General features: G+C 43.2%; 15 protein-coding genes and 3 pseudogenes. 11 read left to right on the top strand and 7 right to left on the bottom strand.

The genetic code is table 11. From position 1 onward, the window contains the following. Nucleotides 1-106: 106 nt before the first annotated feature. Nucleotides 107-1,222 (bottom strand): ParM/StbA family protein, encoded by a 1,116-nt coding sequence (locus ACFE90_RS25410; protein ID WP_375505221.1) that lies wholly within the window; start codon nucleotides 1,220-1,222, stop codon nucleotides 107-109. Between the two features lie 301 nt (nucleotides 1,223-1,523). On the opposite strand from ACFE90_RS25410, the gene ACFE90_RS25415 reads away from it, so the two are divergent. The 3 genes from ACFE90_RS25415 (at nucleotide 1,524) to ACFE90_RS25425 (ending at nucleotide 6,452) form a co-directional block, all read left to right on the top strand. Then, nucleotides 1,524-1,718 carry a hypothetical protein gene (locus ACFE90_RS25415; RefSeq protein WP_152592907.1) on the top strand — a complete coding sequence of 65 codons (195 nt, stop codon included), beginning with the start codon at nucleotides 1,524-1,526 and terminating at the stop codon, nucleotides 1,716-1,718. 98 nt (nucleotides 1,719-1,816) lie between these two features. Beyond that, nucleotides 1,817-1,999 carry a hypothetical protein gene (locus tag ACFE90_RS25420; protein ID WP_152592908.1) on the top strand — a complete coding sequence of 61 codons (183 nt, stop codon included), beginning with the start codon at nucleotides 1,817-1,819 and terminating at the stop codon, nucleotides 1,997-1,999. 1,126 nt (nucleotides 2,000-3,125) lie between these two features. Further along, nucleotides 3,126-6,452, top strand: a complete 3,327-nt coding sequence (locus tag ACFE90_RS25425) for a plasmid replication protein, CyRepA1 family (protein ID WP_375505222.1) — start codon at nucleotides 3,126-3,128, stop codon at nucleotides 6,450-6,452. A gap of 111 nt (nucleotides 6,453-6,563) precedes the next feature. On the opposite strand, the pseudogene ACFE90_RS25430 reads toward ACFE90_RS25425, so the two are convergent. The 3 genes and pseudogenes from ACFE90_RS25430 to ACFE90_RS25440 all read right to left on the bottom strand — a co-directional run. Further along, a pseudogene (locus tag ACFE90_RS25430) lies at nucleotides 6,564-7,153 on the bottom strand (IS701 family transposase); the annotation flags it as partial. 316 nt (nucleotides 7,154-7,469) lie between these two features. Then, entirely contained in the window at nucleotides 7,470-8,174 is a 705-nt protein-coding gene (locus ACFE90_RS25435; protein WP_375505223.1) for a type II toxin-antitoxin system VapC family toxin, read from the bottom strand. Between the two features lie 11 nt (nucleotides 8,175-8,185). Beyond that, on the bottom strand, nucleotides 8,186-8,515 hold the full coding sequence (locus ACFE90_RS25440) for a helix-turn-helix transcriptional regulator (protein WP_375505224.1): 330 nt from the start codon (nucleotides 8,513-8,515) through the stop codon (nucleotides 8,186-8,188). A gap of 214 nt (nucleotides 8,516-8,729) precedes the next feature. Here ACFE90_RS25440 and ACFE90_RS25445 point away from each other — a divergent pair, with 214 nt between their 5' ends. Further along, on the top strand, nucleotides 8,730-9,269 hold the full coding sequence (locus tag ACFE90_RS25445; protein ID WP_375505225.1) for a thermonuclease family protein: 540 nt from the start codon (nucleotides 8,730-8,732) through the stop codon (nucleotides 9,267-9,269). Nucleotides 9,270-9,795: 526 nt separating this feature from the next. On the opposite strand, the gene mobV is transcribed toward ACFE90_RS25445, so the two are convergent. Then, nucleotides 9,796-11,604 (bottom strand): MobV family relaxase, encoded by a 1,809-nt coding sequence (gene mobV / locus ACFE90_RS25450; RefSeq protein WP_375505226.1) that lies wholly within the window; start codon nucleotides 11,602-11,604, stop codon nucleotides 9,796-9,798. A 9-nt stretch (nucleotides 11,605-11,613) separates the two neighbouring features. Between mobV and ACFE90_RS25455 the strand changes: the two genes are divergently transcribed. From ACFE90_RS25455 to ACFE90_RS25480, 6 genes are all read left to right on the top strand, one after another. Continuing rightward, a complete protein-coding gene (locus tag ACFE90_RS25455; protein WP_375505227.1) occupies nucleotides 11,614-11,826 on the top strand; it encodes a hypothetical protein in 213 nt (70 codons plus the stop codon). Between the two features lie 188 nt (nucleotides 11,827-12,014). After that, nucleotides 12,015-12,281 (top strand): hypothetical protein, encoded by a 267-nt coding sequence (locus tag ACFE90_RS25460; RefSeq protein WP_375505228.1) that lies wholly within the window; start codon nucleotides 12,015-12,017, stop codon nucleotides 12,279-12,281. 355 nt (nucleotides 12,282-12,636) lie between these two features. Next, the gene (locus ACFE90_RS25465; RefSeq protein ID WP_375505229.1) at nucleotides 12,637-12,837 is read left to right on the top strand and encodes a hypothetical protein; all 201 of its coding nucleotides are present in this window, start codon (nucleotides 12,637-12,639) and stop codon (nucleotides 12,835-12,837) included. Nucleotides 12,838-13,152: 315 nt separating this feature from the next. Then, on the top strand, nucleotides 13,153-13,479 hold the full coding sequence (locus tag ACFE90_RS25470) for a hypothetical protein (protein WP_375505230.1): 327 nt from the start codon (nucleotides 13,153-13,155) through the stop codon (nucleotides 13,477-13,479). An 89-nt stretch (nucleotides 13,480-13,568) separates the two neighbouring features. Beyond that, nucleotides 13,569-14,222, top strand: coding sequence for a hypothetical protein (locus ACFE90_RS25475; protein WP_375505231.1), 654 nt, complete (start codon nucleotides 13,569-13,571; stop codon nucleotides 14,220-14,222). A 92-nt stretch (nucleotides 14,223-14,314) separates the two neighbouring features. After that, entirely contained in the window at nucleotides 14,315-14,968 is a 654-nt protein-coding gene (locus tag ACFE90_RS25480) for a hypothetical protein (RefSeq protein ID WP_375505232.1), read from the top strand. 136 nt (nucleotides 14,969-15,104) lie between these two features. Here ACFE90_RS25480 and ACFE90_RS25485 read toward each other — a convergent pair whose 3' ends face one another. Beyond that, complete coding sequence (locus ACFE90_RS25485) at nucleotides 15,105-15,353, bottom strand: hypothetical protein (protein ID WP_375505233.1); 249 nt, start codon at nucleotides 15,351-15,353, stop codon at nucleotides 15,105-15,107. Nucleotides 15,354-15,659: 306 nt separating this feature from the next. Here ACFE90_RS25485 and ACFE90_RS25490 point away from each other — a divergent pair. Beyond that, nucleotides 15,660-15,779: pseudogene (locus ACFE90_RS25490) on the top strand (site-specific integrase); the annotation flags it as partial. Between the two features lie 94 nt (nucleotides 15,780-15,873). On the opposite strand, the pseudogene ACFE90_RS25495 reads toward ACFE90_RS25490, so the two are convergent. Then, a pseudogene (locus ACFE90_RS25495) lies at nucleotides 15,874-16,146 on the bottom strand (DUF2281 domain-containing protein); the annotation flags it as partial. Nucleotides 16,147-16,417: the final 271 nt, after the last annotated feature.

Here is a 16,417-nt window from a genome sequence, read left to right on the forward strand (position 1 = left end):
GGAGAAAGGCTTTTAGCCTTAGCGTACAATTTTCCCGTTTTGGCACGGTGATGCCAATTACTGCTAGGTAGGAGATGGTTATACGCCGAGATTCGTAATTCATTAACTAAGCTCCAATTGATATTTGAGTTAATAGCTTCAACCCCAAAGCATTGATAAATTGGGGATTGTTCAAAATCACACAGCCTAAATCGGCTAAGTTTTGATCCACCACTGGCAGCGAAACACCCCCACCCCAGGCGACAAGGTATTTAGCGCGGTCTAGATAATTGCCAGCAGTCACAAAGTTGGCGAATTTCTCAATCCTGTTACTCCACCACTGATCTAGACACTGGCTGTACTCGGTTTCAAACTTCTTACCAGTCAGGTGGTTGCCTCCATAAGTGAAAGTGCCTTCAATAATCCCCTGGTTAACGAGACTGGGCGAGTGCTTCACGTCCTTGGACAGCAGACTTACTTTGTCGTTTCGTTTGTCGAGCGCTTCTGCAATCATCGAATGCAGTTCACCGGCTCCACCTTCAATCAAGTGACGGTCAATCACTGCACCGCTACCGTTGAACACGGTAATCAACCAAGTTGATGAACCGATATCAAGTGCGATCGCTAATTCTGAGGGGTCTAGTACCAGACTTGCTTCACCGAATAGGCAGTGGGCAATGCTTCCAAAACCTTCGGGATAGATGCCTGTGACAACAATCTCAACTGTCTTGGTGACAATGGAACGGGTTACAGGGTGCAGATGCTCAAAGGTGTGAGTTCCTTCTACTCGGCGTTTAATTTCATCTGCCCAGCGTTCTGGGTTGTGATTGCTCAAACTAATCGAAAGCTTGACTCCATCGGGAATATTCAGAACTGCTAAGTCTGCAAGAATGCTTTCTAATGCCAGTTCTGCTTTTTTCGCCTTATCCTCGTGCAGCAAGGTGTGGTCACTTTGAGCTAGAGCCGCACTGCCCCAGAAAAATTGAACGTCTTTTAAGTCAAGCCGCGTTCCATCTACATATCGAACCCATGCCCCATCTTTTGAGATGGTTTCGTGGTGCATGATGTTTCGGTTGCGAACAAGTGAGTATGCGGCAGGCATCATGATCGAAAAATCACCGATGATTGCCTTGCCGTACCCTGCACCTGAGTCTTTTCCGGCGATGAGGTCAGTTAGCCCTGATTTGGCTAACAAATCCGCTTGAACTAGCCAGTTTTTGGCATTGGAATATATAGCTGTCATGGTTCAGACGATTGGTAAAGTCTTGATTATTCTGGCTTTGGAGAATTTAGAGGCTGAATCGCCTTAAGTCCACACATCCAGTTAGGGGTTAGCCATAGCATCACTTTCTGGCTTCTATTGCCTTTGTTTTGTGGCTGTTTTTGGCTGACAACTTTAAAGTAGCATTTTCTCAGAGAATTATCAGCATTTCTAGAAGAATTAATTTACTTTTCTCAAAAAAAAATCAGACAGATTGTAGCTAAGTATCTGAGAATTAGCTACTGTCTTGACTGAGGTACACAATTTAAAGTTAAAAAATGCCATGCCAGCAGGTAAAAGACCACGAGTAATGTTTGTCACGAGCGATCATGTAAAACAAGCGCTAGAGCGATGGGCAGAGGATGAGGATAAAACTGTTAGCAGCTTATTGGACGAACTTATAAAAGAAGTCTTAGTACAAAAGGGGTATCTAGAACCTCCAAAAAAGTTATTGAGCCAGAGTCATCACAAAAATTAACAGAAGAAATCTCTTCATCTGTATCACACAGTAATTCGCCTGAATGTTATACTAATGAGCAAGTTTTGTATAACACAGATAGCCAAACAGAGCTTATTATGAGCATTCCAATAGTTACCAGTCGCCAAGAAGGTGCAGCAGAGGTCAGGGTTTTCATGCTGGAAGATGAACGAGAGCAACTCAAGCAGGCTTGCACAAGCATGAAAACGAATATGAGCCACATTTTAAGAGTGCTAGCACTGCAATGGTTAACCGAACAGCACCAAACACCGCACGAATAGTATTAAAGGAAAACATGGTTCAAGATATATGTTCTCGATTAGAAAAAACTGAAACGGTGCTAGATGAACTAGCACCGTTGATAAAATGGCTTACTCAACTGCTTAAGCACACTGCTTCAAGAGTTAACTGTCTATTGAAAGGGTGGATAGCGCAAGTGGATTTGTTTTTCGGGCAAATGCCTGAGTATTTGCAAGCCTGCAAAACAAAACAGATTAGCCTGTTTTGATACTGTCAAGCAGCTTTTCATGCTAACCTTACCAAAGTAAGTCTGCAAATCAGACTGAAATCAATCAATACAAAAAGGAGGGGGCAACGACACTAGCAGTATATTCGGATAGTCAAAATGGTAAGGGGAGTCGTTAGATAACAGTATTGATGTCCAAGACTTTGGCGGGTCAGACAGACACCAAATTGTTTGAAGAACTAACGAGGCCTCACGACTCGACCCCTGTTCGCAATCTTAGCATACAGGGTCGGATATTTTATGCCTTTTTTTGGACAAATTGCAAAAAAGGCATCTGGCGCTACAATTTTCCCCGACTCTAGATTTAAAGCGGAATGTCAGCAAGAGCTACTTAGATGCAAATAATTTAGGGATGAATTTTACGCCTAGATGCCTCGTATATGAGGATAGCATCGTGAATATTTTGTTTTTTCTTTTTAAAGCTGTTTTATTTTGCCTTGAGCTAAAGCATAGGGCTGATTTCTGCATTTTTGACTATTCATAAACTAATTCCAAACATTACACCAGCCGCTTGGTCAGCTTTGGAAGCAAGTAAAAAATAAGAAATCGGCTAGCTGCCCATACGCAAGACATACGCCTAGCAATTAGGCTACTAACCGTATATAGCAATTTCAGTTTAACAATGTTTGCGTAGTTGAGGTAAAGTTAGCACAGCTTTAATCAGGTGACATCAACCCTATAAAACTAATCATGAGAGTTTCATGCTCTTAATTTCAGGCCTTTTAGTCAAGACGATTGGTTTCTTGTAAATCTGAAATTTTTTCTTTACTGAGTAGAGATAAAGTGGTTAGCCATTGGCAACACTTGATATCAGCACTGCTACTTTAGCCATTAACAGTGGGTAGCTCCGATGAATACAACCATTATCGGAGGTTATCAAAATGGCACAAACCAATGTAATTAGCATCAATGAAGCTAATGGAAACGACCAGCTAACTCAAAGCCATTGGCAAGAATGGGTTATTGGTTCAGGTGTTGACCCAAAGTTAACAGCTTTGAATGTCCGCTCTCTTAGTGGCCCCTCAGTGTACGAATATCTGCTATGCGCTCTACCTCAAACTGCCAGACGTAACGATGGGCGGCTGCGTGATGGCTACTTGAAACGATATGCCCACGCGGAGTCCGGTGCATGGTGGGTTAGTGGACTTGACCCCCTTAATGATTGGTTGGCGATGGACTGGGGACGGATGAAACCAGATTACCCCCGCCTTGAATGGGACAAGACAACACAGCAGCAAACTCAAAAGCCAGTCAAGTACGAGTCACCACCCAAAACTCCCAACCGAGTTACTTACTTGAGAATGCCCCTACATTTATGGCGGTTGGTATCACTCCGGTATAACGTGCCGATGCCAGAACATATTACCATTACCGACCAAGGAGAGGCGTTAGGTTTTTGGGCTTGGGTAATGGCACATCCCGAAATCCCTGTAATCCTTACAGAGGGAGAGAAGAAGGGTGGTTGCTTGCTGTCGTTGGGATTTGTGGCGATCGCACTGCCTGGAATCTGGAATGGTCGAGTGGGCAAGGAGGATTTAGAAAGACTACACCCTGATTTAGTCCCAATGACTCAAAAGGGTCGTAAATTCGTTGTTCTGTTCGACTACGAAAGCAAACCCAAAACCAAACAGCAGATTTTTCAAGCCACACGCCGCACAGCTTCTGCAATTGTAGAACTTTGTTGCCAATGTGAAGTAGCGCTGCTGCCAGGCCCAGAGAAAGGAATTGACGATTGGGTTGTAGCTTTGGGTAAAAAGGCTCCTAAAGCCGTGACCACGATGATTGCTGATGCCTTGAGAATGAGCGAATACCAGCAAAGATTTTTCATCAATCGTGTCAGGGGACTCCATAAGTACAAGCCCAATGTGACAGTTAATACCCGTTATCTCTCACTTGCGATCCACTCCCTACCTCAATCGGGGTTAGTTGGTTTGGTTTCCGACATGGGAACAGGAAAGACTGAAATCTTGGCAGTTCTCAGAAGAGATAACCCCCAACTCAGTTTTTTGAACAATGGGCATCGGGTTACTTTGCTCAAGAATCTCAGCGATCGCTTACAAACAGCAATGTACTCCGCGATTTCTTGCGGTGACTGGGGTCAGGTAAAAGCTCTCAGCATTACCGTGGATTCTCTGTATAAAATGGCAAATGATTTACAGGCTTATGACATTCTATTTATTGATGAAGCCTGCCAGTATCTCGCTCACTTGCTGAAGTCAAAAACCTGCAAGGAACACCGGGGGGCGATTCTGGAAGTATTGGAGTATCTGGTTTACAACGCCAAGCTGGTTGTTTTAGCTGATGCTCACCTCGATGATTTGACCATTGAGTTTTTCATGAATTTGCGACCGGCTGGTGAAAAACCGTACATCATCAAAAACCAGTATCGCTCAGGCGGTCGTCAAGTTCATTGGTACGAGGGGAAAAATAGCAGCGCAATCGTTGCCGAGTTCCACGCTCAACTGATGTTGGGTAAAAAACTGATGATGGTCAGTGACAGTAAGCGCTTCATCAAAAAGTTAGAACGAGCGCTCAATGACGGGACATCGATGGATACGCCTGATGATAATATACCGGAATCAGCCGAAGACCGACAGCTACGGGTGTGGGCTATTCACTCGGAAAATAGCGGTAGCGAAGAGAATGTGATTTTCATCAGGGAGATTAACGTTGCCATTAAGGATCTTGACGCTTTTTTAATTACTCCCAGTCTCAGTTCAGGGGTTGACATTTCCAGCTATCATTTTGATGCCGTGTTTGGCGTGTTTCATGCTGTCTCGCAGTCGGCTACAGAATGCGCCCAGCAGTTATGGCGGTATCGTCCAGATGTCCCCATGTATGTTTGGGTTGCTCCGCGTCCCCCCTTTGGTTACGCCGAAACCAATGCCCGACGCATTAAAGAAAAGATTCTTCAAACAAATGAGATGACCGCTTTTCTGATTCGCATTAACAGGGATTCAGGCAAACGTGGGGCTGAGAAGGATTGGGCATTGGATGCTAGTTGTCAGATTGAGGGGCAACGGAATTGGTCGATTAATAATTTACGGGTCGATCTGCGATCGCTCTTAGAAGAAATGGGCAATACTATTGTGCCTGTGGGTGATGCAACCGATGAGGGGGCTTCCCGGTGGATGAAAGCGGCAGGTATTGCCATCGATGAGGAACATTTTCGCAAGGTTGCTAATGCCAAAGATATTGATAGAAGGACTTATACGGCTAGGCAGCACCAAGACTATCTCAAGCCAGAATTCGTTTTGGAGTGTGAGAAGTTCCGCATACAAGACACTTACGGGATGACTGTTACCCCGGAACTGGTAGAGAAAGATGACTCTGGGCGGTTAATTAAGAAGATTGTCGCACTGGAGGCAATTTTAGCTCCAAGCGGAGAGACAATTACCGATGACCTTGGGCGAGAGTTTGTTGCACCGCCGAATATTGTGGTGGAACGGGATAAAACGGAGCGCTCGCGCTTGGCTATATGCACTGACTGGAGTAACCATTCTACCGCGTGGCTTATGCGTCATCGGCTAGGACTGAGGGCAGTGTTGATGGATCTCATGTCTGGGGTTGAGATTAAAGGGGACGAAGCGATGATTCAGGTTTTGGACCAGTTCTCCAAACGCAACGCATCTCACGTTAAGGGGATTCTCAATCTGACCATTCCCCTCGATGAATCTCCTGTATGGATTTTGGGGCAGTATCTCGCTCAACTGGGACTGTCCACCGAATCACGGCGACCGCTTGAAGATGGTAAGCGCGTTAGGTACTATCGGCTGAATACTGAGGATGTAGAGTTTGCCCAGAAGGTATTGGAGTATCGGCAACGGCAACGGGAGGAGAGGGAACGATTTCGCCAGGAGGAGCAAGAACGTCATGCAGCTTATGCTGCTAGGATGCAGATGCAGTATGGAATTAACCCTCCGTCCACACCCCCCCCTAATGTAATTGGAGATAATAATTGCGGGGGTATGGACGGGGAAGTAGAACTTGTAGAAACACTTAATGATGACTGGTGGCAGCAGGTAAAATATTATGCTCAGTTAGCAATTGAGCGCTTTGAGTCCGGGGTTGACCAGGTTAAAGAATTACTCAGTACCCTAACGAGTGATGAGCGTTGGGGCGTGATGCTGGAGTTTGGTGAGGTCAGCCCAGACAGATTTGCTCAACTGATGTCATCTGCGCCCGATTGGATGGAGTGGATGGCGTGATAGTCCCGTTTCCCAATAAGTGCGATCGCAATTCTCTGGCGAGTTGCTAAATGGCTCAAGTCTTTGTGTGTTCAGCTTTCGCTCCGATGTAGTTAACCCTCTTTTGTCACTCTAGGCAGAGGAAAAATAGAAATAAGGTATATTGAAGTTTTGGAAAATTGAGCGAGTCAGATTATTAACAATCATTTGAAGTTGAAAAAATCCCTCAGATAGCTTAGGGATTGTAAAGACTGTGAACCAAGGTTTAATTAAGTTAAATAGCGTAAAGGGCTGAAGTATCAAACGGAGATTATTAAGAATACTATTCCAACCATTGCCTTGATTCCACCAAGGATGTGATGAAAATCTAGATTCAGATTGTGGCGGAAATTTAAGCAGTTGTTCGGAATGAAGACTAACCAAAAGATAAGCACTAAAAACAATTTCCCACCACTTCTCTATTTGTGAATAATGAGTTAGGCGAAAATCTGCCCACCCTAATTCATTTTTACTTTGTTTTAAACCATATTCTACCAAGTTCTTAAACCATAAAAATTGCCCACGCCTCTTGGGGTAATGTCTGGATATTTACTCATGACATACCAAGTCGTGTTTTTTGGAAGTTCTTCTTTATCCGTTGTTATTTGCCAATACCTGACTTCCGATTTTTTGGCACATATTATCTCTCTAATATATCTATTCTCTGAACTTAAATCTGAAAAACCAGCGATCGCAGTTTTTGGTATATGTTCGTTTTCATTACCCAAAGTGCTGGCACACAGTAGCAGTCGTAGCAGCTACTGAGTAAATATTCTGGAAAAATTTTCGATTTACTGAGAGCGCCAAATACCCCGCCTACCTCCAATTACAGCGTATTTCAGGTAAATGAAGTACACGGGTAGGGGCACAATATGTTGTGCCCCCACGATTATCTGTACCTCACCAAGTTGCAATTTGCTGTAACTCGCTGTCTTAAAGTAGGTAGCCTTCAATCGTCACCAAAAATTGCTAAGAACCAATTTAATCTGCAACTAGACACTATTCGTTGTCCATAAATGCTTTTACAGTAACAAGTGGGATCATAATTAGAGGATGATCAAACACCACTCTTGCAGCCTCCATTGCTCCTGCTTGAATGGCATTAGATATGCGCTTCTTTAACTTCGAGTTGTTTAAATCTTGCATATCAATGGCTCCTGAGACTTCGTTATTTTGCAAAAACTCTTCTAAATATTGAATATCTGAGATATTAGGCACAAAAACAATAGGTGGAATATTGGGGTTTAAACCTTGAGCTTTCCCCACTTCAATATTTGGAGGAGACACTAACTTGGTATTAAGTAGCAAATTTTCTAGATATTGACGAACTGAAATTTGAGAAGTTGATAGAACATTAAATTTAACACCGTCAAAGTTTTGGCGATTCCGTGTAACAACTGCACCAATTCCATTCGCACAAGCACAAGTAACCTCTAGAGCAGATTCAAAATCTTTAAAGTTAAGTAGATTCGCTTTTTCAATTAAATCGGCATCAACAGAACAGACTGAAACATACGTTAGTAGCTTCCTTAAAATTTTTTCGGTTTCCTCTGGGTGATCCATTCTGCTTGCTATTTCACGGATCTTAGATAAACCAACATCTGTGATAAAGAACTGAATTTTTCCCTCCTTAATAATCTCCATCAGTTCTTCAGCCTCTGTTTGATATAGCAGATACTCCAGTAATAAGTCGGCATCTGTCATTATCTGCATAGTTAGCGTACCCTCAAATCTAAAGTTAAATCTGGGTTGGATGGATTTGATTGCACTGGCTTGCGAGGATTCAGACGTGCACGTATCTCTGCTAAAGAATCTTCTTTCTCTGATTCAATGTCTGGCTCATAATTGACTAAATCTTCGGCCAAGCAGTTAAAAATTTTGCACAGCTTTATTACCTTATCAATCCAATCTACACTGCTTCTGCCTGATTCCCAGTTAGCAACTGTGTTATCTGTAACACCTAAAAGCTCAGCCAGCTGACGTTGAGTAATTCCTTCTCTTTCGCGAAGCTCTGATATTCGCGAAATTACTTTCATAGCTGCCATACCTATACCTTGAGTACCAACACTATTAGCTTAACATACTTCCCTCAAAAATTTTAGGCAATGATTGTTGCCTATAGTAATTTACGTTATACTAAATTTACCCTAAAATATTTTAGGTAAAACTCTTAAGACAAAATTATAGAGATTGTAGCTCCCTGGTTGGGTGCATCAATTTCAATAGAAATCAAAAAAAAAATCGGAGTTCTAACACGTTATGGTTTCCTTAAAAGCGGTTGTTAAGAAAATTTCGCTTGGATTGATCATTACTATCCCGATCACTGTAACGATCACATTTACCCCAAGTAGTAGCAAAACTATTAACCAGAATGTACTTTTGAGAAAATCAGCCATAGTCACCAAAGTTATTGATGGTGACAAAATTATGATCATAAATGATGGCAAGATAGACAAAATCCGGCTTTGTGGTGTAGATGCCCCAGAACTAAATCAACCATTAGGTATACAATCACAAGCTAACTTGCAAGGTTTAGTAGATCAGGGAAATGCTGAAGTGTTAATAGCTCCTGTCAATAGGGACAGATTTGGTTTTATGGTGGCTGAAGTTTCTATTAACCCAAATCAGTCTCACAATTCAAAGTTTAAAGACTTTAGTTATCTACAAATAGCCAATGGTATGGCTACTTTTGATACAAAGTTTTCTCAAGGTTGCCAAAACATGAAAAGCATTGCCCACATTGAAGTCAAGGCTAGACAACAACGTCTAGGAGTTTGGAACAATGTTTTATCCAAATAGTTTACAGCGATTGCCCCATTGCCCGTTTCACCCAATCCCTAATCTCCAATGTCTAATAGATCCGCCAGCTGAGTAAGAGTGATAGCCTCTTCCCCAACACCCAACACTTTGCGGTCAAGCCAGGGTCGAGGAAGTTGGCAGTGTGGACTAGGAGTGATCGCCCCATCGCTCCTATTGCTCCTCAGTCTTCCGTAATGAAGAATTTCAGTAATAAAACAGCATAGTGTAAAGCTGCAATTTTTATGGTAATTCTGTGGCAGTTATACGGCTGATTGATGGAAAATCTGTAAATTTGAGCCAGAGGAAAGCATTGCATTTTGGCAGTTCTGTGTCAGTTCTGTGTTGAATTTGTGGGATGAAAAATTTTTGATTATGACGCACAGTACGCCAAATTTTTGCGAAAGTTTTTTTGAAAAAAAGTGAGGATCAAAGTGAATTCAAAATCACTTTCATCAAAAAGAAGTACCAAACAGCTACATTAATACTACAAAGCTAACTGTACAGTTCACTACTAGAACGCTGACTATTAAAGACTCAATTCATCATCCTGCTCCTGCTGCTGCTGTTGCTGCTGCTGTTGCCTTAACTGTCGCCCATAATCGAGTAGCTGCTGATTCCAATCGCTAGCTTTGCACTTGAGCCGCTTGGACTGTGGCAGTAGTTCCTTAACAACTCGTGCAGCTGCATTGCCAGCATCGTCCGAGTCAAACGCCACTTGTAAATTAGGAATATTCTGCAATTGCTCTACTGGTAAGCTTTTGGGATTATCTACCGCCATGTACAAAGTTCTATTGGGTGGCACGTCGCCTCTAAGCTGATATTCCAGCATGGCAAAAGACACGGCATCGATGGGCGATTTCAAAAGCACCACTTTCTCTACAGGATCAGTTGGCTGTCCGCCTAAGCGGAAGTGAAACCAGCCCTCACGCCTAACTGTTCCTTTCTCGTAGCCCTTGAAAGTGTTGTTCTCGCCCCGTGTCCCCCGCAGAAATGCTCCTATTGCCTGGGGTTCTTCGCTAAGATTCCGCATGACGAACACAGCGTTTTGCTGATCATCAGCGTAAACTAACCCCCTTTTATGCAGAAGTTCCACAAAGTTTGATGGTATCCCCCGTTTTTGGGTGAGGTAGTTGGAGACTCCCTGCCACTTGCTTTTATCCTCAACTGGTAGCCTGAATTTGTCGCGTGGTTCTAACTGGATAATTTCAGCAGCCACTGTTTTAGCTTTGGCTATCGCTGCTCGTTCTGCCCCAGCTTCCCCAAATCGCTCATGCAACCAGACGACCGCCTGCCGTAAATTGCAATTGTTGACGTGCATCACCAAGTCAATCGCACCCCCTGAGCCTTTCTGCTGTTCGGGTGCAAAGTCGTAGAATTTGGGCCCATCTATATTAATGATGTGTCCGTGACCCTTCCATTTTCCTTCCTCGTGGTTTAGCCCCAACTCCCAGGCGACATCCTCTAAGGCCAAGTCGCGCAGTTGTTGGGTTTTCAATTCCAGCGATCGTACAATTTCTTCTAGCCGTTGTCGCTCCTTTTCGCTGGCCCTAGCCCGTTGCTCTGCCCTCTCCAATCGCTCTGCCATAAAGGAGCGATCAGCCAGTTGGTGGTTAATCGCTTGGAAGTGTTCATCAGACTGAATCCTGGCTACATAACTCCTAGCTGATTCAAATGGTGTGGGCGCTAATTGGTTATTTGTAATGACTGCGGTGAGTGGTTCACTGTTAACCGCTTGGTAATATTCTTTGACTTTGGTGTGAGTTGCTTTGCTGCCCTTGACCCCTCGTTCAATGCCCAAAGGAGCAAGTGCAGCAGCATAACTGTCTTGGAGTTTGGATAACTTAATTCTTCCCTGCCCACCTCTGCCGCCGAACATCGCGTCATGACTGACTCTCCCAGTTTTATCGTTCACTGGCACGATGTAGGCGTGAATGTGTGGGGTACTTTCATCTAGGTGGAGTTCTGCCCTGACGCACTTTGACCCATAGTTTTGAGCCAGCCAGTCACGAGATGCGATCGCCCATTGCTGCATTCTCTCATTAGACCACTGCCCAGAAAGAGATGGATCTTCAGGACGGAAATATTCAGGCGATGCCGAGAGAAACATTTCCGTGCATAACACTGCATCATGCCGAGGGCGATGCTTGAGCGTAGAGATTTTTTCAAAGACTATCTCTTCGAGTGCGCGTTCGTCTTCTCCCCCAATCAACCGGACATTCTCTTTAGTTGGATCTGCGTTGGGTGTTTCTCTATTCCTGGTAACATGGTCATCACTTCCGGCAACGTTACCGAATGTTTTTAGTTTCTCAATTCTAAGAATTGTTAGTGGCGACATAAAAGATTTATGCTACAAATGCAGTGCTTTTGTAGTACTCAAAAACCCCTTCGGGCGAACGGCGGTTTCATGTCACGAGCGCAGCGAGAGATGGCGCAGCCACCCGCAGGGCATGAAACCATAGTGAGTATGGTATCACTTATACAAAACCCTGAAATCCACTTTTTGGGGAGAAATCGCCCTTACTGGCTGGTGCGAAAATACGCCCAAAAGTACCTTTAGGGGGCATAACGACAGTCGTTTGACAGTCATCGGGTTTTTGGGTAATGACTGTCAAACGACTGTCGTTTGGTACAGTAAAGGGGTACTTAGGGGTAGTTTACGGCGCATTTTGACAGTCGTAAAAATTTGGTATCAATTGACACGATGGCTTACCCATAAACCCCTCTAATTCGGTAGGGATACAGGACATGGAGCAACCTAATTTAGAAGTGCTTTCGATTAAGCGCAGTCACGACAGTAGCGATGGCCAGTTGCTGCAATTTTTACGAGAGCGAGAGCATAAAATGTCGGGCAGAGGTTTGACTAAAATTGTTTTGAGTACTTTAAGGATGTGCTGGGGGCCTTTTGTCATAAAGCGCATTGGTGCTGACAGCGACACTCTCAAGACTGCTGTGATTTACTCTATCTCACAGTTGGAATTACAGATTTACTTGCTCAAGCAATTACTCGATTGAGCAGTTGTTTGAAGCACAATTGCAACATAAATGTATTATATATTCTCAATAATTTTAGAGTTATTGAGAATGAAACAGGTGATTAAAATTTGCTGTAAGTCATAGTCAGTCAGCATTACGCCAGAATTTTTCGCAAAAAGTCTTATGCTCAACTGGTAGCAGTAGGGCTACCGTATAGCTACCAGTTGGGGAATCATCAAATTTTCAACAACTCGCTTTTTTACTGCTCAACTGGTAGCGGGGTGTCACCAGTTGAGCTACCCAACAGCTACCACTTGGGCAAAGTATTTAGAACTACTATTTCAATACTGGTAAACTACATAAAGCCTATGTAATAAGTGATGTTTACATTGTCTTGTCACAGCCAGCGTTGACTGCACCAGTTGTAACTGTCAATGCCCCAAGCTACAAGAGTAATGTTTTAGAGTCGCCTGAGCTTCCAGGGGAAGCGGCTGATTCAATCAGACCTGCTTCAATAGTTCAAGGTCAGGCTTCGTCGCAAGAATTGGGAAAATGGATGTTTTGTCGAGATTTTCTCTTAGACGCACGAATTTAGTCAAATCAATAAACTAGTGCCAAAACTGTAATATTTGTTGATAAATGCGTCAATAATCACGGTTTGGGCGGTTAATATTGAGAGTAATTATCAATTAGATAGACGAAAAAAGGGTCAAAAACAGGGGTAAATTTTTTTTGTAGATTTTGTTTTTTAATGTTGAGTCTTGGTTCTCGTTCAAGCCGAATGCTCAACGTTTACTTTGAAAGTGATCAACTACGATAGCAATGCGCGATCGCGCATCTTGTGGTCAACCTAATCCAAGATAAATAAGAGAGCGAAAAAATGAAATTGATGATGAGCCAGGGGTAAGCTATGGAAGTCAAAAGCGAAGTGACAATAAAATTTAGTGGCGAATTACCAACAGCCAAACCAACAGAAAATAAAAAAGTTGCAATCGAGTTGACTGATCAGAACGGCATAGTTTTTACTGCTCAAGTTAACGCCAAAAGCTGGCGGAAGGCTGAAACTAGCGCCTCGGAATTTGCAGACTGGGCTGGGGCTGTATCGGGCAAGCTTGGCCAACGAACAGAGTCAGGGTTTGAAGTGGTTGACGCAGGAATTCAAATTTTTCAGAAAAAACCCAAGGAGTCTAAACCAGACGTGGGCGCTGCTGTAGCTGAAGCTGGCGCTTCTTCATAGACAGATTTTCTTGGCGATCTCAGTTTTCTTTAAAGGCGATCGCTTTTCCAAAGGTTAGTGTTTTCATATATATATTCAAGATTGTCAGCATGACCATTACTACCGATACACAGCAGTTATCAGTCAATAATCAACCGATAACGCCAACAGATTCTCTACAATATCGTGCAATTGGGCGGCTGTGGGGAAGGTATGTTCCAAGTAGTGAGCTTATTTATAAAGGCCAACTAATAACTGTTGACGGTGTAATACTCAATGCCATTCTCCAAAAGAGAGCATCTAAAATAGTTCAAGCCCAACTTGATTTATCACGAGATTACTTGTGGACTGTTTACCCCAGAACACTATTATCACCAAATGGCATAGGATTAGATGTGAGTTTAATAAGTGTGAAGACACCATCGGAATATACCGAATCAGTTAAGGCAGAATTTCAGTCACTAGCTGATAACTTTTCTGTACAAGGAGTAGTTGTATACCTTGACTATGAATTTGGGATAGTCGAAGTCAAAATTCAACGTGAACCTCGGATGAATTTGGAGCCACCCAAGGATTTTAAACTGAGACTATTGGGATTTCTACCGCCCAAATCGGTGAAGTGTTTCTGGAATTTTCAGGTGCGGCGTGTGGGGACTGACTTAGTAATTGAATCAGGGGAGTGCATTAAATATATGGCTCATGAGCAATCAAAAACTAAAAAGTTATCAACCACGCCACCAAAAGATACCCACAAGTATACGTAAGCTAATCCAACAGAAAAAGCTTCCATCATCATCACTAGAACTCAAGTTACTTACCTCACGCCCCTTGAGTGCATTGCCGCAAATAATAAGTTATGCCCAAACCGAAATTAAAAAAAACGAATATTTCAGCATCAACAGAAATATCTCCGCCAACTCAACCAGCTATTGTGCGTATCGTCAAGCAGAATACTAATAGCCCAGCACCATCCGATTCATCATCAACCATTGCACCACAAGAAAATCAAAACAGTGTACCGGAGTTGGACGTTTTGAATAACCAGAGTCAAAGCATTGAGATGGAGCCATCAAACAGTAGCCCTCAAGCTACTCCTGATGCTGGACTTGAAAAAATCAATGCAGCTATAGACTCGTCTGACTTCCCATTAACCGCATCAACACCAACAGTTAATCTAGAAGAATTAGCTCAAAGCTCGTCAAGTAAAGCTATTGATTTAGCACAACCAGAACTAGAAAATAAACAACCCCAACTAGAGAAACGAATACCACCATATAAAAAATTAGAGACAGTTACTAATAGTCAAGGACAGACCTTTGCTCTTGGAGAGGAGATACAAGTGAGTACCTGTAACTTTGGCTCTCAATCGGCTGTAATTACATTTTTTTATTCAGCGCCAGATGGAAGTATTTGGTCTAGTTATTATCCTTTGACTAAAGACCAATGGCGGCGCGGTTGCTGCCGGATTGAATATTTGAAAAAGGTCTCGGAAAATTTTTGCAATGGTTAACGGTGTAAATAGCGATTTTATTGAAAAGTTGTTGTGAAGCGATTTTGAAGAGTCAGCGATCACCGAAGACATCCATCGACAGTTCATTCTAAGATGGGCATATATACAGAAATCTTTATAGCGAACTCTTATTATTCTATTGTGTCCTTTTAGACACATCAACCACATCAATCGCCCCCAGAATATGGGGGTATTTTTCTGGCGGTAGTGGCTCAAGCGAGGTAACAATCAAATGAGCGTGGCTCACTACTATCTGAGGTAGTGTTAGGCGAACGCTGTAAACATCAATGAATCTAGAAGACTTGGAGGCATCGATTACACGTTTGACTAAAAACGTGTAATCCCCATTATGATCGCAAAAATGAAAGTAGACGGTAACGGACAAGGCAAGATTTTAACTCAAGACGAACTGAAGCGATTGTTCACGGAGTGACTAGTTACCCCACGCGATCGCGCTCTATGCCGAATTTGCCTTTTCACTGGTTGTCGCGTATCAGAAGCATTAGCACTTCAGACGACTGATATCAAATCTGGTGCTATCACTTTTCGCAAGTCTACCACCAAAGGCAAGCATAAAACCTGAATTGTGGACATCCCAGCAGGGCTAGCCGCAATGCTGGGCGAATACCAACCCAAACCGGCAGCAATGTTCCCTGGTATGCGCGGTGTAACTGAACGTCTGACCCGATTTATGGCAGACAAGATTTTACGTGATGCCTGCAAGCGCATTGGGGTAGAGGGAGTCAGTACCCATTCGTTTAGGCGAACTGCTATCACGCAGATGTCAAGCGCTGGGATACCTTTGAGAACCATTCAAGAAATTTCTGGTCACAGCGACCTGGGGACGTTGCAGCGTTATCTGGAGGTAACGCCAGAGCCGAAGCGGAAAGCTGTTTGGGGTTGTCGTAATCAAATTTGGCTTTGCCGCGAGTGGCATAAACTAGCTCAAGACACTCTTGTAAATCATCGCCTGACCATTGACCAATCGTTTTCAAGTGTTCTAAGAGTGAGCGACCTGTGGAATTAACTTCAGTGTGAGTAGTGGATTCTGCTACTTCTGGCGGGGTCTGTGTTTGGGTTGACTTTGTTTTCAGAAAGCGTAAAAAGTCTAGCGTTTCAGCCAAAATGGTATCTGGGGAGGACTCAATTTCGATAAGAAGCAGTTCTTTGATAGTCATATTAGGTATGTCCTCTACTGGAGCGAAGATCCAGGCATAGCTGCATCAGTCTTTTTCATTATCGCAATAGTTTCTTTTAGTTTTACTACACTACGTTCCAGGCATTCAGTCAGGAGTCAGCTTAATTTAGAATTTCACCTTGGCGTAAATTCACCAATTAGTAAATCTATATTTTCACCTTGCTGCTACACTACGTTCCAAGCATTCAGCCAGGGGTGGGGTCATGACGAAGTACGTGTAAAATGGGACACGTTGTAAAGTTTTGTAAAGA

This window comes from uncultured Nostoc sp., from assembly GCF_964245445.1.
Taxonomy (GTDB): Bacteria; Cyanobacteriota; Cyanobacteriia; order Cyanobacteriales; family Nostocaceae; genus Nostoc.

What these genes read in the sequence shown, in the direction of transcription:
- mobV (WP_375505226.1), bottom strand. Translation starts at nt 11,604, where the DNA reads ATGTCGCCACTAACAATTCTTAGAATTGAGAAACTAAAAACATTCGGT.
- ACFE90_RS25470 (WP_375505230.1), top strand. Translation starts at nt 13,153, where the DNA reads ATGGAAGTCAAAAGCGAAGTGACAATAAAATTTAGTGGCGAATTACCA.
- ACFE90_RS25435 (WP_375505223.1), bottom strand. Translation starts at nt 8,174, where the DNA reads ATGACAGATGCCGACTTATTACTGGAGTATCTGCTATATCAAACAGAG.
- ACFE90_RS25440 (WP_375505224.1), bottom strand. Translation starts at nt 8,515, where the DNA reads ATGGCAGCTATGAAAGTAATTTCGCGAATATCAGAGCTTCGCGAAAGA.
- ACFE90_RS25480 (WP_375505232.1), top strand. Translation starts at nt 14,315, where the DNA reads ATGCCCAAACCGAAATTAAAAAAAACGAATATTTCAGCATCAACAGAA.
- ACFE90_RS25475 (WP_375505231.1), top strand. Translation starts at nt 13,569, where the DNA reads ATGACCATTACTACCGATACACAGCAGTTATCAGTCAATAATCAACCG.
- ACFE90_RS25455 (WP_375505227.1), top strand. Translation starts at nt 11,614, where the DNA reads ATGCTACAAATGCAGTGCTTTTGTAGTACTCAAAAACCCCTTCGGGCG.
- ACFE90_RS25425 (WP_375505222.1), top strand. Translation starts at nt 3,126, where the DNA reads ATGGCACAAACCAATGTAATTAGCATCAATGAAGCTAATGGAAACGAC.
- ACFE90_RS25420 (WP_152592908.1), top strand. Translation starts at nt 1,817, where the DNA reads ATGAGCATTCCAATAGTTACCAGTCGCCAAGAAGGTGCAGCAGAGGTC.
- ACFE90_RS25445 (WP_375505225.1), top strand. Translation starts at nt 8,730, where the DNA reads ATGGTTTCCTTAAAAGCGGTTGTTAAGAAAATTTCGCTTGGATTGATC.
- ACFE90_RS25460 (WP_375505228.1), top strand. Translation starts at nt 12,015, where the DNA reads ATGGAGCAACCTAATTTAGAAGTGCTTTCGATTAAGCGCAGTCACGAC.
- ACFE90_RS25410 (WP_375505221.1), bottom strand. Translation starts at nt 1,222, where the DNA reads ATGACAGCTATATATTCCAATGCCAAAAACTGGCTAGTTCAAGCGGAT.
- ACFE90_RS25415 (WP_152592907.1), top strand. Translation starts at nt 1,524, where the DNA reads ATGCCAGCAGGTAAAAGACCACGAGTAATGTTTGTCACGAGCGATCAT.